At 49.4% G+C, this 14163-nt stretch carries 10 protein-coding genes; 6 read left to right on the top strand and 4 right to left on the bottom strand.

What is annotated here, in order from left to right:
• A partial coding sequence (locus WC184_13150) for a hypothetical protein (protein MFA7478814.1) occupies positions 1-386 on the bottom strand: 386 nt, incomplete at its 3' end.
• A gap of 172 nt (positions 387-558) precedes the next feature.
• Between WC184_13150 and WC184_13155 the strand changes: the two genes are divergently transcribed.
• The 4 genes from WC184_13155 to WC184_13170 all read left to right on the top strand — a co-directional run bounded on the left by WC184_13155 (position 559) and on the right by WC184_13170 (position 8216).
• The gene (locus WC184_13155) at positions 559-1158 is read left to right on the top strand and encodes a hypothetical protein (GenBank protein MFA7478815.1); all 600 of its coding nucleotides are present in this window, start codon (positions 559-561) and stop codon (positions 1156-1158) included.
• 195 nt (positions 1159-1353) lie between these two features.
• Positions 1354-1989 carry a hypothetical protein gene (locus WC184_13160; protein MFA7478816.1) on the top strand — a complete coding sequence of 212 codons (636 nt, stop codon included), beginning with the start codon at positions 1354-1356 and terminating at the stop codon, positions 1987-1989.
• An 11-nt stretch (positions 1990-2000) separates the two neighbouring features.
• Positions 2001-4385: an ATP-binding protein gene (locus WC184_13165; GenBank protein MFA7478817.1), complete on the top strand. Its 2385-nt coding sequence runs from the start codon at positions 2001-2003 to the stop codon at positions 4383-4385.
• Between the two features lie 39 nt (positions 4386-4424).
• A complete protein-coding gene (locus WC184_13170; GenBank protein ID MFA7478818.1) occupies positions 4425-8216 on the top strand; it encodes a hypothetical protein in 3792 nt (1263 codons plus the stop codon).
• 337 nt (positions 8217-8553) lie between these two features.
• Here WC184_13170 and WC184_13175 read toward each other — a convergent pair whose 3' ends face one another.
• Together WC184_13175 and WC184_13180 are read right to left on the bottom strand one after the other, a co-directional pair.
• A complete protein-coding gene (locus WC184_13175) occupies positions 8554-8856 on the bottom strand; it encodes a hypothetical protein (GenBank protein MFA7478819.1) in 303 nt (100 codons plus the stop codon).
• 37 nt (positions 8857-8893) lie between these two features.
• Entirely contained in the window at positions 8894-9790 is an 897-nt protein-coding gene (locus WC184_13180; protein MFA7478820.1) for a hypothetical protein, read from the bottom strand.
• A 138-nt stretch (positions 9791-9928) separates the two neighbouring features.
• On the opposite strand from WC184_13180, the gene WC184_13185 reads away from it, so the two are divergent.
• Positions 9929-12742 (top strand): hypothetical protein, encoded by a 2814-nt coding sequence (locus WC184_13185; GenBank protein MFA7478821.1) that lies wholly within the window; start codon positions 9929-9931, stop codon positions 12740-12742.
• Between the two features lie 26 nt (positions 12743-12768).
• Here the strand turns inward: WC184_13185 and WC184_13190 are convergent, their stop codons facing one another.
• A complete protein-coding gene (locus WC184_13190) occupies positions 12769-13302 on the bottom strand; it encodes a hypothetical protein (protein ID MFA7478822.1) in 534 nt (177 codons plus the stop codon).
• 183 nt (positions 13303-13485) lie between these two features.
• Here WC184_13190 and WC184_13195 point away from each other — a divergent pair.
• Positions 13486-14163, top strand: a 678-nt coding sequence (locus WC184_13195; protein MFA7478823.1) for a hypothetical protein, incomplete at its 3' end; no start/stop codon positions are given.

Below are 14163 nucleotides of genomic sequence, written 5' to 3' on the forward strand. Positions count from 1 at the left end.
GTGTTGTTTTGTGGTTGTGTAACCCCCGAAGAGTTTCTCTGATTCCCCAAAACATGACCGCCAGATCCTTTGATATCATCGGGTACCCGCGATGCTGGGCTGTGTTGGTTATCGTCTGAACCTGCAGATGTTGTTTCCTCAGATTTGGTGACACCATCAAAGTTTTTGGATAGATCGTTGGTGGTGGTGGCGGGGGTTGGTGTGGGAACGTCAAAGCTTTCCCTATGTTTAAAACTGTGATCCTCAGAACTAGCCGGGTTGAAAGGAGTCAAACGGTTAGAGCGTTGTTTATCGTGGTTGTTAGCGTCTGGTGGTGTCAGTGGTTGTTTGTTTAACACCGGGTCTGGTTCAGGGGTGCTGTCGTTAAAAAGGTCATCTAAAGACATGCCTGTCACTGTGTGAGCTAAACCAGTTTCAACCAGCCGCCTAAGTTGTATCCCACCTCCACAACTGGTTTGGGTGCCTAGCACTGGCACTAAAGAGTAGATGTGACACAAAAGAACCCGCCCAACCAGGTGGGAAAGGTTGGGGTAGAAACCCCAACGAAAGGAGGCCGTAATGTACGGCAAAGAACTGTCTGGGCGTGTAGCCCTCCTCGTAGCGGCTGCTGTAGCAGTTATGGTTACAGCAGTGGCGGTGGCGGCTGGTTTGCTTAGCGAACTAACCGCCACCACTGCGTCCGGCTACCACGCTGTTGTGGTAGCCATGACCACTGCGTGGGACAACATGTCCCCCCAGTGGAAAATGATATCGATAGCAGCGCCTGCTGTTATCGTGGTTTGGGCCACAGCCAGTAACTTTGTGGCCAAAGCCCCGGCACGGAAACGTGCCGAGCTGTCGTCGTGGGAAGTTCACGGCGACGAAACCCACCGTAGCGGCCCTGGACGGGTAGTAGCGGCGGTGATGGTAGCTGTGATTGTTTTTAACACAGTTACCTACGCCTTTGGGTGGTCGCTGGGGATTAACGTCCCAGTAGGAGACCACCAGGTCCCCTTATCGTGGGGGGTTTTAGGTGTCGCGGGCACCATGACCCTCTTCGGTGCGGGACTTAGGTCTTTGGTGGGTGGCACCACCAAACTAGTAGCGTGGGGTGTAGGTATCACCCTCATGCTGCTTCTGGCACCCATATTGTTTTGGGCGCCGGTAAGACCCTTCTAACACCCTTTTTGGCCCAAACCTTCTCTTAGGACGGTTTGGGCCAAAATCTTTTCTAGAGACATAACATTGGCTGGCATCTGTGACACGACAGGCGGGTCAGCATAAAAAACGAGGGTTAAGGGCCGACACTAGCAACACCTTAGCTAACCAAAACATTTGTTTAGCTAGCTGTTTTAGAAGCCCTGGTGCAACATAGTGAGTAACGACACAAAATCTGGTGTTACCGGACCAACCATGTTGATCGCAACATCAGTGTTAAAACCCCGACAAACCCGTATCGCTTTACCCGGCCCGCTGAACGTGACCGGACGTACTGTGCTGGTACGTTCCCTACTGTTTGCGTCTATTGGTGCCACAACTACTGCACTGTTTGCTTTGGTAGTTTTAAAAGCCAAGTTTTTCCAGTTACTGATGCCTGGAGCGTTAGGCGGCACCGCTGGCTATGTGTTAGCCAACTATTCCCCGTTAAAAGGTGAAACGTTCGGGAAATGGTTGGCGTTAAAACTTGCTAATTTGAGAACACCAACCAAGCTACGTGGTGCGAAAGCCGACCTTTATATAGGGATCGCCCCGGTACCCCTAGACCAGGTTGGGCCTTTCGAAATATTTCCAGGTGCTATCACAATTTCTGCTGGAGAAGTAGATGAACGTGGCGTGTTCCACAAACGCTACGAATCAGATGTCCCCAAACTAGGTATCCGCCAAGACCGCAAACCCCTAGTTAACACTCCACCCCCAGTCTTATCCTCTCCGCCAGCGCCTACCGCCACGAACCCTCCACGGTGGTACCGCCCAGAAAAAGCCAGAACAGGCCCGACACAGCCACAATAAAGGTTTCTAGTATGCGTAACCCGTTCAAACAACTCGCTTCAAAAGCTGGAGGCTACGACCCAGAACGTAGAACAGCTTGGGTAACTCCATGGGCCTACTATGACGAAGGTGGCCTCTATATGGGTCACACCAGAGGCGAAGTATGGTTGTACCGCTCGCTAACACTCTCCCCACTTTCTTGGGAAGATCCCGGTGTGAAATTAGCAGACAGCTCACTTTTAGCAAACCTGCTCGCAGAGCTCGCTTCAACCAGTGTCGATTTAGGTTCCGGGATCAAAGCACTAGCAAGATCCCGAGAGTTTCATCTGGTGTCTCATGTTTGGGACAAAGAAGCATCACCACCAAAAGACACCCCACCTGGAGCGTTACAAGACTTTCTAGAAGAAACCCTAGATTTTGTGGCACCAAACAAAGCCCTCCTTTTAGGTGTGAAACTCTGGTCGTCGCTAACAACATCTAACAAAAACGTGTTAGAAACCATGAAAGACCAACTAGTTGGGGTGATGGGACAAGCAGTCCCAGACCGGTCGTTGTACGCAGCGGACCGGGCCCGTATCGAAAACATTTTCAAATCCCACGGGGCGTTTAACCCACCCACCCCAGCCGAACGTGCCCAGCTAGAAGCCTGGTACAACTATGGGCGTACCCCACATGCAGCTGTTTTCGCCACACCTGACTATCTTTATGTGGGGGAAAGTGACCGTATCGAAATGGCTGTGATCGACGAGTTTTCGATACCTGAGATGAAAGCACCGAACGCTGACTGGCTTTTAGCAGCCCAAAACCATTACGCCCCCGCTTCTGTGATATCGATACGGGGAGAACTTGAACCCTCCACAGTCTCAAGAGCCCGGATCCGTAAACAAGAACGTCGTATCATCCACGAAATCGCTGAAGAACGTAAAGCAGGGGACCTGTTAGGAAGGTCCGAACAGTCAGACGATTTTAGTTTCGCTCAACGGGTAGAACAATACATCCTAGGTGGCACCGATTCGCTTGTAACAAACACATCAATAGTGTTAGCTCGTCGTGTAGGCCCTGAAGTTCCTAACACCTATGTTGATGTTCTAAACGAAGCGTTCGGGATTAAAGTATCCCCGTTACAGTACCGACAGTTATCAGGGTTAGCAGAAACGTTACCAACCTCACCGTTTCGTTCGAACCCGTTCCCCCAAGATATAAACATAGCAACCATCGCCTATGCTGGGTTGCAAAGTTTTTCCCGGTTAGGGGACAACTCTGGAATCTATATGGGTGTCACACTCCCCGACATGACACCACTGTTTATAGACCCGCGGGCTGCTTCCCAACAAAACAAACCCGCGTCAATGCTTGTAGCAGGAGAATCAGGTTCAGGAAAAACCTGGTTCTGTCAATCGTTAGCACACCAATACGCTTTAGCTGGTGGCCAAGCAATTTTTATTAACCCTAAAGGCTACTCGTCGCTTCAAGGTTTAGCCCAGGTAACAAACGGGCGGGTCGTGAAACTTACCGACATCGCTAAAGAAGGCGGGTTTTTTGATCCGTTCCGGTTTGCGACACCACCCCAAGCAGCTTCAATAGCCGCGGCACACATAATGACAGTTTTAGGTAACCGGGGTGTAGCCGATGGTGGGTTATCGTTAGAAGAAGGTTTAGCGTTAGAAGCTGGGCTGCAAGCCGGGGCGGAACAAGGCGCCCAGTGTGTCCTCGAAGCGTTAGAAGCTATCGAAGCGCCCCACGGCCCCCGGATACGTAAACTTGTAACAGACGCTACTAACAACCCGTTGTTTAGGTTGGGGATTGGGATGCGTCCCCAACCAAAGTTCAACTCTGGTGGGGGCCTGTTACTTATCGAGTTTGACCGTCGTCTAGATTTCCCGTCACAAGGCGCCGACCCAAGATCGTACACCCTTCCCCAAAAAATGGCGTTAGGTGCTGTCAGGCTAGTTACTAGTTCCTGTATGGAACTGTTGTCACACACCAACGGCGGTCTTTTGATTTTGGATGAAGCGTGGACGTTTTTACAAACATCAGAAGGTTTAGCAGCGTTACAGTCGCTAGGGCGAGAAGGTCGTTCCCAAAACGTGATGAGTGTGTTCGCAACACAAAGGGTAAACGATTTGATCTCGGAAGGGATCGACATGGAATCGCACCTTTCAAGGGTGCTAGTTATGAAACTAACAGAAGAAGCTGAAGCGATCGCGGCGTTAACACTTTGTCGTTTAGAACCCACCAAAGAACGTTTAGAATGGTTGCGGCAAGCAGGCCCGCAACAAGGGTCACAGGGGCGTCCATCAAGGGGAGCGTTGGGGATCCATAGCGACCTTTATGGGCGTCGTAGCGCTGCCCTTTTGGGATACCAGATACCGCAACGTTACGCGAAAGCTTATTCAACGACACCGATCGTTGAATAAAACATTGTTTTGCCTGTGAATGTTGTTTAGGAGCTAGCAGTGAAAAACCCCACAAAACCTGTTGTAGCCCCGTGGAAACGGGCCGCTATTTGGGTGACGCTGGTTCTGGTATTAACAGGGTCCTATTTTGGTGGTGGGTTACATAAAGAACTCGTAACACCACCAACCGGTCCCGTTTCCTACAGCATTGCTGACAATGGTGGGTCTGTTGGTATCAACTCTTTAACCGGTGAATACTGTTTAACAGATGATCTTGCCGACCAGTTGAGCTGGAGTGGTGTAGAGTCCTGCACTGCACGTGGGTCTCGTCTGGCTGCCACTTTTGAAGGTTCTGCAAAACGGTTTTTACCTGCCTATCGTTGGAACAGTTCTTTAGCTTTATATTCCAACCACGGTTGGAAAGATCTTCCCGAAAAAGTTATGACAGTCATCTCGAATTTGACGTTCGCGTTGTCAGGTTTAGCTTGGGGTATTTTGTTGATGGTAACCGAATGGGTATTAACCTTAGATGTGTTACGCATTGGTGGCGGTGCGATCAACCGTTCAGCCCACGCTATAGCAGTAACTATCATCGAATCGGGGCTTATCTGGCTTCTAGCAGCAGTGCTACTTTTTGGGATACTCAGATCTGTTATCAGGGGAGCTGTCACAGGCACGGTACGCAAACTGTTAGCTTTTGGGATCCCAATAATGCTCCTGTTAGGTTTCTCGCTAGGGGAACCACCTGAAGGTGCAGTAGCGCCCAAGGGTTCCCCGGTATGGATAGCAGAACAAGGTTTGATGTTAACCGAAGATATTGGGGTGGCTTTAGGTACCGGAGCTGGTCAGCTTGGGCGTTTAGAACCTGGTGTTAAAGGAAACTACCCGCAACCCTCGTGTGCCGCATACACCCAGGTGCTAGAAGAAACCTATATGGCTAAAGCCTCTTCTAGTGGTGCTGGGTCAAAACTGTTACCAAGAGTGTCTCAGTTATGGCAACGCACCGCCGCTGCAGCTTGGCGTTTAGCACAATATGGCACCGCACTTTCATCGGAACGGATGTGGTGCCACCAACTTGAAGCTAACGCTAACCAACCAATCAACGAACAAATACTATTAGGTAACGCCGCTGGTTACCCTAACCGTGCCTTGTTAGGATCTTCTCCAACAAAATCGGAACTACTGTTTCCATATGGTTCAGCGTTCCTAGAAGGGAAACAGTTCGAAGCAGCTACCTTCTTTTGGGGTGCTTGTATGGCGGACACCTCTGGCAAGGCTGAACTTGGTAACCTAAAAGTACAACAAGCGTGGGCGTTAACAGGTGACATAACTGATGAACATTGTGCAAACTGGTTTGCAGGGACCCTAAATTTAGACCACGGAAAACTTCAATGGAACGGTCTTAAAGACGATTTTGCGTTACTAAAACTGTACGGAAACCGTGACAACAACGCGTTAGACCCTACCACCCCTGACGCTACAACATCAACCGCCTATTTTGATGACGTTCCCGACGTTCAAGAAACGTTAGCGTCCATGCGGGGACATAGACCCTTAAACGCTGTCACAGCTGGGGTACTATCACTAGTAACCGCTGCCCTGTACATGTATGCGTTAGGGATAGTTGTTGTGGGTGCCGGGATAGCGCAGCTTGGTTTCGCGTTGCTACTTGTATTTTTACCGCTCACTTTAACATTACTTGCTTTTGATGGGGTCCGGTCTAACAACTCGCCACAAACACCGGGCCGGCGCATGCTACGCATGACTCTAATGTTTGGGGCTTCAAAAATAGTGTTGGTCGCAGCGGTAACCGCTCTTATCTCCACGATTTCTATAATTGAAGGGTTTTTAGGTTCCGATTCGCTATTTTTGCGGCTCTTCGCACCGCTAGCAGCGTTGTTGATGCTCAAAAAACTAGCTCAACAAATCGGGATAGGGAACCTGTTCTCTCCCACTGGTGCGTTGGGGATGGCCACCGCCGCAGCGTTTACCGGTGCTGGTGAAAACCATGCGGGCGGCAAATTTAACCCTAGAAATTGGTCACCTCCTGAGCCTTACAACCAAAAAATAGCGAAGCTAGATCACAAATATGCGAACACTGATCGTTATGTTGATGGGGAACGCATACGAAGTTGGCGACACAAAGCCGCTCGGGGTGCTGCTATGGCCACCTCAAACCCGTTCCAACTACTTTGGGGTGAGACGAAACAACGTCATAACACCGCCAAAAACAGGTCTGCTAATAACGTTTCGGCTGGGGCGGTAGCAGCCAATCTAGGCGCTATGGGTGTAGCTGCTATAGCAGATGCTACCAACCCAGAAGGCGCGAAAAACAAAACAGTCCGTGAGTCTGTTAAACAAGCCGCAGATTTTGCTGCGAACCGCGAAACTACTACTGCTGCGGTTGCTGGCAACCTGATGCTCCAAGAGCAGCAACGACGACAACAACATTTGGGTGGGCTCCCGTTAACTACCCGTGACGAAACAGAAGCAGATTATTTTAACGACCGGTTAGATCTCCTAAGAGTCCAATCACAAGCACTACGTGACAAAGATGGTAACCCGCTATTAACCGAAGCTGGGGAACCTATATTCCAGTTCGCGAAAGTTGATGAAGCGGGTAACATAACAAAAATATTGTCCCCAACAGAAGCAGGGTTCCGAGACGGTAAAGTAAACCCTGGTGTCCATATGGTGTTGACCCCTAAAACGGCTTATTCGTATCACGAACAAGCCGCTAGTGTTGACCTATTCAAAGAACAATTCGACCTTGACCCTGATGTTGCGGTCGCTGGGTCTTTAACCGGTTTGCCACCCGTGTTAATCCCACAACTAGATGACAACAACAAAGTGGTGTTACCAGACACAGGGTCTATCGCACAAACAGCGCAACTTCTAAGCAGTTCCCCTGCTCTGTTCCTACCACCAGAAGAACTTGAAAGCATAGCGTCGTTAAACCTTTCAGAATCTGCCCAAAATCAGTTGTTCAACCAAATAAATTTGGCGACCGGGGGTGGAACAACAGTTGGGGATGTTCTATCAAGTGTTGATATAGACATTTCAACTGCTGCCGGGTTAGCAAACCTAGAAGCAGCGCTGATCAGCCGCCAAGCGGGACGTCCTAACGTTTTAGACCAACTATCAACCACAATAGGATCCCAGATCCATACCTTGAAAGCACAAGCAGTTAGTTACGACAGAAAACTTGCCGAGTCATCCACAGGGGTCAACTTACGTAACCAGTATGTCGAAAAAATACAGGCTCACGCACAGAAACTAAACACACCGCTAACGATTGCCGTTGCGCAAAACGCCTTGCAGAAGATTCGTGAACAACAACTAGCAGTACAGGACAAGATCAGTCTGTTAGTTGCAGAGCAGAAAACGCAGCCAAGTCGTGCCCCTACATTACAAACCAAAATAGATGTTTTGAAGGAACGTTTAACACATTTAGTACCAGACCCTGAAACAATCAACCAGGTGTTAACCGCTAGCAGTCATACCCAAAGTATCGAGTTAGAGTTGGACCGAATCCAAAAAGTGGATTTAGCGATCCAAAAACAAAAACCGTACGACGATATTGTTGTGATAGTAGACGCCGCAGAAAAACTAGAGAAACAGTTAGATACCCAATACCAAACCAGCTATCACGATATCCAAACCCAGCTCAACAAAAACCCGGTAGCAGCTGTAGAGTCCCTGTTGGACACCGTTACGGTACTAACACCCACTACCCAAGGTTTGTTAAACAAACTTGGCCGGATAACCCGATACCAGCACCCGTTTTCAACGCCACAATCTACTAAAGCAAACCTGCCAGAAATCGCAAAAACGATACCGGCATTACCATAACAACCCTACATCGGGGGTGTGTTATGTAACAGGACGGTCGTTCTCGGTATCGTGTTGGTAAATAATGTTCGCCAACCGGTAACATGTTCGTGGCTGTCACATTAGCCACTCATACAAAACAAGGGTGGCAGAGCGGTAGCTGGGGAACACGCCACCACTGCTGGGGTTTCCGATGGGACAGACAGGTTTCTAGAATTTGCAGAAGGTGACTTGTGGTGTTGGGGGTGTTGTTGGGCATGAAACAGCCGAACACTTGGGGTGATGCCACGGTGTTCGGCTGAGTTAGAGAGGAAACTAGTTGTGCTGCTAGTTAGGTAACTAACTAGGGAGGGTTTGTTTAGCGGACGTCGTTTACGTCGGTAACCATGTCAGCGCCGCTTTGTACAAACAAACCAATCAAATCAGAACCTAGGTTTAAAAGGGTTCCAACGAGGCTAAAGTTTAAAAGAACGGCTGCTACAAGGATAGTGCCTAGCATGGTGCTGATCGCCTTGGGGATAGCACCTTTGCGGACATGGCCTACAGACACTACAGCAGCGGCTATGAACCCTACGATCGCTGCGACAGCAGCGAGTTGTTGCATCAAGTTCCCCATAGGGGTAGACCAGAACGCCCCGTCAAGTTGAGCTAAAATCATCATTGTGAAACCTCTCTAGAGATGTGGTGCCCGTTTATGGTTATAGGGCGGTGTTGTTTATAAAAGGGGTGAGTGTTGGCCCTGATCCTGGCACCCCCCAAGCTTGTACTCTCGCGTCGGAGGTACCGGCCTGGGTTATGAGCAAATCAAAGTCGATACTCATGGTGAACTCATTGGTGCTGCTATCGGTTAACACAACCCTTGCACGCACATACAGATAGCCATCTTCACGGGTTACAGGTGCGGTTAAAGTTGGGGGTTGTTTAACTTCATAGCCACCTAAACCTTTATAAATCCCGGTTTCGGGGCCCCCAGCGATCAAAACCCGTAACTGGTCCTGGTTATCACCTGCATAAGCGTCAGCCCAACGGTTAACACTTGCTTGAACACCTTCGGGTAGTTCGTTGCTCCGCACTGTTGGCACAACCGGTGGGACGTTACCCGGTAGAACATTTGCTGGGATAAGAGTTGGTTGGGTAGCTAAAACAAGTTGTCCCGCCCGGTTAGGGGTAGAGCTGATACTCAGATCGTAAAGGCCGTGTTCGGTGCGTAACCGATATGTTGTGTGATACACCACCCGGTCATCAACTGTGGAACTCGAAGAGTTGTACAGGTTAGCGTCGATATAGCTGAAACGTTCCTGTTCACTGCCAAACCCGAACCCTGGGTCAACGTTTTCTGCTAAAGGTACAGTGGTTGGGCGTCCCCCAAGCCAATCATTCAAAACACTATTAGCGAACGCTAACACAGGGGTTGGTGGGCCTGGTGATGCTGGGGTGGGTGCCGGTTTAGAAACCGCTACTGAACACATGGCAAGAGGTCCCATCACAAAACCGAACAGTAAAACACCCCACAGCGCCCATACCCGGATCTTTAAGCCTTTAGCGTTTGCCCGTACCGCAGGGACAGCTTTCCACCGGTTCTCGGTTAGTGACACAACAAAACTCCAAACTTGGTTCTAAACACAAACCGCTCCCCAAACCGGGGTTTGGTATGAATCTGGTAGCTAGTGTCGCCACACCCCAAAAACCCGTTGTTAACAACTCACAGCGTTAAAAGGTCCGACACTGGCGCCATGTCAAGCAAAGAAACCCAAGATTCGGGTGATGCTACTGCGGTGCTTGTGTTGTTAGGGATCGTGGCAGTTATTTTTTTAACAATCCCAACCGTTTTAGGGTTAGCTATTTGGCGTTTCGTAGCCAGAGGTCGGCTACGACGTTTTGAGTATGGTGTGATCTTAGGTTTGTGTTTAGTTGTTGGGGTTGTTGGGCGTGTCTATTTTTGGGAATACATCCAGCTAGTTGTGGGGCTAGTGTTACGCCGACCTAACGAGATTGGTTTAGTTGGTTCCACAATCGCGGTTGGTGTGTTAACAGCGTTCGTGATGTCCGTTGCGGGTCTGTTAGACGGTACTGGTATCACCGAAAAACTACCGGATCGGTTCCGTAAACACGACCCGTTAGAAAATCCGCAAGGGTCTGTGCTACCAAGTGAGAAAGAACGGGAAAAAGTTCGGGTGATGCGACCCACCCCGTTATATACCCAAACAGGGAACCATTCTTTACGTGGTGGTCCTGACGTTCCTAAAGGGGTGTCGATAGGTATTTCCCATAAAGGGGTACCGGTGGTAGTCACAGAAAAAGAATGGGAAACCCATGCTTTTGTGTTTGGTTCGACAGGTTCCGGTAAAGCTTTAGCGTTAGATACCCTTATCCCAACACCTGAGGGTTGGACGACCATGGGTGATGTGAAGGTAGGGGATCAGCTATTAGATGACAACGGACGTCCTTGTTGGGTCCAATATGTGACAGAACCTCAACATGATCGGGCCTGTTATCGGGTCAAGTTTGGGGATGGTAGCAGCATCGTTGCTGACGGTGACCATAAATGGGTTACCTACACTACCAATGACGCTACCCCAAAGAGCCGTACCACCAACGAGCTGCTAAGCGATTATGACATGTACAACCCATCAACAACCCGGTTTCATTATATAACCAGTGCTGGGACGTTAAGTTTAAGCCCTCATTATGCTGCCCATCCTGATGCTCGTAGAACCCATTTGATGCATCTCATCAGATCTAACACCCAGAACGTACAAAGCAAACATTTAGCAGAACTGTTCGCCCCAAGCGACGCCTCTTTGGGTGACACTCTCTATGTTTTAGAAACCGCTATTGCGTTAGTATCCCAAAATCATCACAACCAGCCTGATAGCTACCCGCCTCTGTCGCTAAACACACTAGGTCACCTGCTATGGTATTTCGGTGCTGAAGACCCGTCCGTATATGGGCAGTGGCAAACCCCAGACTGGTTAAACAACACTCAACCGTTGCTATGGTCAGTTACACAACAACAAATCGCTGCAACAATCGGTAAACAACTTCTTCAAAACTATGGGCGTTCAGATAACGTGTCTGGCTGGTTTCTTGCCGGGGTAACCCGAGAAACCCAGGATGTGATCCGTGATTTAACGTTATCGGTAGGTGGGATGATGTTACGTCACAGCAACACTGCTTTTACAGTGTTGCTACCAGCTCCTGGAGCGGACCGTTTAGCGCACCAAATAACAGAAATCGTCCCGACCGAATCGGTGCCAGTGAAATGTATCCAGGTAGATTCAGAATCACATCTGTATTTAGCGGGGGAGTCTTATATCCCAACCCATAACACAGAAACGTTAAAAGTCGTGGCAGGTGGTCTAGCTGATCTGGGCTGGTCAGGTGTAGTTTTAGACTTGAAAGAAGACACTAAACCGGGTGGGTTACGAGATTGGTGTGACCAGTACGCCGCTACCCATTCAATCCCTTATCAAGAGTTACGTCTATCAGACCCTGAACCAGGGTTCTGGTTCAACCCCCTAGACGGGCTAGGACGCGACGAAGCCAGAGATTTAGTGTTGTCGTTAATGGAGTTCGACGATGAGCACTGGCAAAATATTAACAAGTTGTTGTTGGGCCAAATTTTGAAACTCATGTTCCAAGCACATCAACTTTCCCCAGAAACAATCCCCACACCATCCATGTATGAGGTTGGCAAGTTTTTAGGTGGATCTACCCTAAAAAACTCGGCCAAACCGTTTCTAGCTGTAGTTAAACACGCCATGCCACATATACAGTTAGACGAAGAATACCGGTCATTGTTAAACCCAACAAAACATGAACAAGACACCGCCCCCGGCTTCGGCGCAAAAATTTTGCAAATCTATGACACCCAAGCTGGGCGGGTGGTGTTACGACCCGACGAATCTGGTCGCCGCCAACCATTCGATGTGACCGCATCTGGGTTGCAATATATTGGTTTAGATTCGTCCGGTAAACGAGATTTGACCGCCATGATATCGGCCGCTGTTCTGCAACGTTTCTCGGTAGAAGCTGGTCTTCGTACCACTGGCAGACGAGAACTGGGTTCTACAGACAGACCAAGGTTTGTGATTATTGACGAAGCGAACTGGGTTAACCGGGACATTGTACAAAACCTTTTAGCTCGTGCCCGTTCAGCTAAAATGTCAATAATTTTAGCAACACAAGGCCCTCTCGATTGGAAATCACGCACCGGGGACGACTTCCCCAGACTCGCCCAAAACATCAACGTGGCGCTGGTAATGGCGCAAGGCGAACCGGAATCGGCAAGAGTGTGCGCCGAGTTTATCGGCGGAGAAGATCGCCTAGAAACCACATTCGCTAACATTGATGGAACGTTAGAAAACAGTGGCACCGCCCGTTGGGGTACCACCTACCGGGTGAGCCCTGACCAGTTACGAGGTTTAACTATTGGGGAAATGGTTTTACGGGTCAATAAACCAACTGAACGGGTCGAGTACGTCAAAGTTATCCAACGCGACCCAACCCAAACAGCGTTACCACCAGTGAAAGACCAACGTTGGTAGCACCAACCGTCCCAAAACGGGTTGTGTTAAAGTTTTGTGGCTATCAACCAGTCCTGTTCCATATGGGTAACATAAAAACCTTGATCACCTGAGACGACACCTTCGGCGGGACAGTGTTCATCTAAAGCTAAGGCGACTAGTTGTCTTAACAGTTGACGGTCAATAGTGTCAGTGTTGGTATGGCATCGGATAGTAACGACATGTGCCCCGAAAACCCCTAAACCTTTAGTTTGCCACCCACCAGGAAACCAAAGAGGGGTTACCCAAGTAGCTTTGTCTTCAATCTGACGACTGTAGGTGTCTGAACTATGCCAACCGGCGCTAACTAAACTAGATGCTTTCTCGGCTTTTGAATCTTGGGTTTGTAGCTCAACCCGGTGACCTCGCCATTCAGCAAACCGTGGCCCAACGAGCATAGTACCAGCAGAACCGTCTGGGGCTGCTACCCGTAAAAACCCGGCCCAAGTTAAAAACCCGCCAGCGTTAGCAACTCGTTCAGCAAAGTCCTGTAAAAAACTAGTTGTAGGTGGTTTCAAAAGCGACGGTTTTGACAGTTCCATACAGAACATATAGCCGCCCCGGTTCTAAACAACCAGGCCAGAGGGGGGTGTTCGGGCTGTAAGGGTAGATGCCGTTTATAGTGGGCCGAACCTGTCACCGTGAAGTTCTCAACAGTGGTTTCAAAACTTAGAGGCGTGTTACAGGTCGCTGAACGGGCAAGTTCTAACACTAACATGTCAGGTGTGGCGCTAGTTGCCTACACCGGGGTTTTGATCCAAGCCACAAAAAACAGGCTTGTTGTTTTAGGTTCTGATTCGGCTACCACGATCGCTGCGAGTATTGATGTTGACACCGATAGAACTGGTTCCGTGCTGGTACCTCCGAAACCGTTACTGAGTTTTTTAGCCGCAGCGAACCCTGATGCTGCTGTTGAGCTAGTTTATGAAGAAGGTAACGATCTGTTGGTAACAGTTGCTGGTTTAGCGCCTTATTCGTTCCGTCCGTTAGCAACCACGTTCCCTGTAAAAATACCTTCCCGTAAAGGCGCCACACAAGTAGATTTCAGTCGGTTTGACCAGGCGTTAACTGCTGTTAAACCGGGCGCTTCGGGAGGTGGTATTCAACTTGTATCGACTGGCACGTCTTTAGCTTTGCATGCTACTGACACGTTCCGGTTGCATTCTGCGACACTTCCAGAAGCCGGTTTTGGGGACTTTACCGGTGTTTTCACCCCGGAGGTGTTAGCGGTTGTAGCACAACACCCTATAACCCATGTAGCGGCAGATGTGTCTACTAGGACGTTACGGTTTATTGGTGAAAGTATCATAATATCCACCAGGCTTTTAGCAACACCATACCCGAATGTGGAAACAATCCTTACAGCAGAGTTCCCACTAAAGGTAGACATTCCAGTCACCCAA

It is taken from the genome of Acidimicrobiia bacterium, from assembly GCA_041676705.1.
Taxonomy (GTDB): Bacteria; Actinomycetota; Acidimicrobiia; order Acidimicrobiales; family SKKL01; genus Actinomarinicola.

Coding starts and splice junctions, on each gene's coding strand:
- WC184_13155 (MFA7478815.1), top strand. CDS start 559: ATGTACGGCAAAGAACTGTCTGGGCGTGTAGCCCTCCTCGTAGCGGCT.
- WC184_13165 (MFA7478817.1), top strand. CDS start 2,001: ATGCGTAACCCGTTCAAACAACTCGCTTCAAAAGCTGGAGGCTACGAC.
- WC184_13175 (MFA7478819.1), bottom strand. CDS start 8,856: ATGATGATTTTAGCTCAACTTGACGGGGCGTTCTGGTCTACCCCTATG.
- WC184_13185 (MFA7478821.1), top strand. CDS start 9,929: ATGTCAAGCAAAGAAACCCAAGATTCGGGTGATGCTACTGCGGTGCTT.
- WC184_13190 (MFA7478822.1), bottom strand. CDS start 13,302: ATGGAACTGTCAAAACCGTCGCTTTTGAAACCACCTACAACTAGTTTT.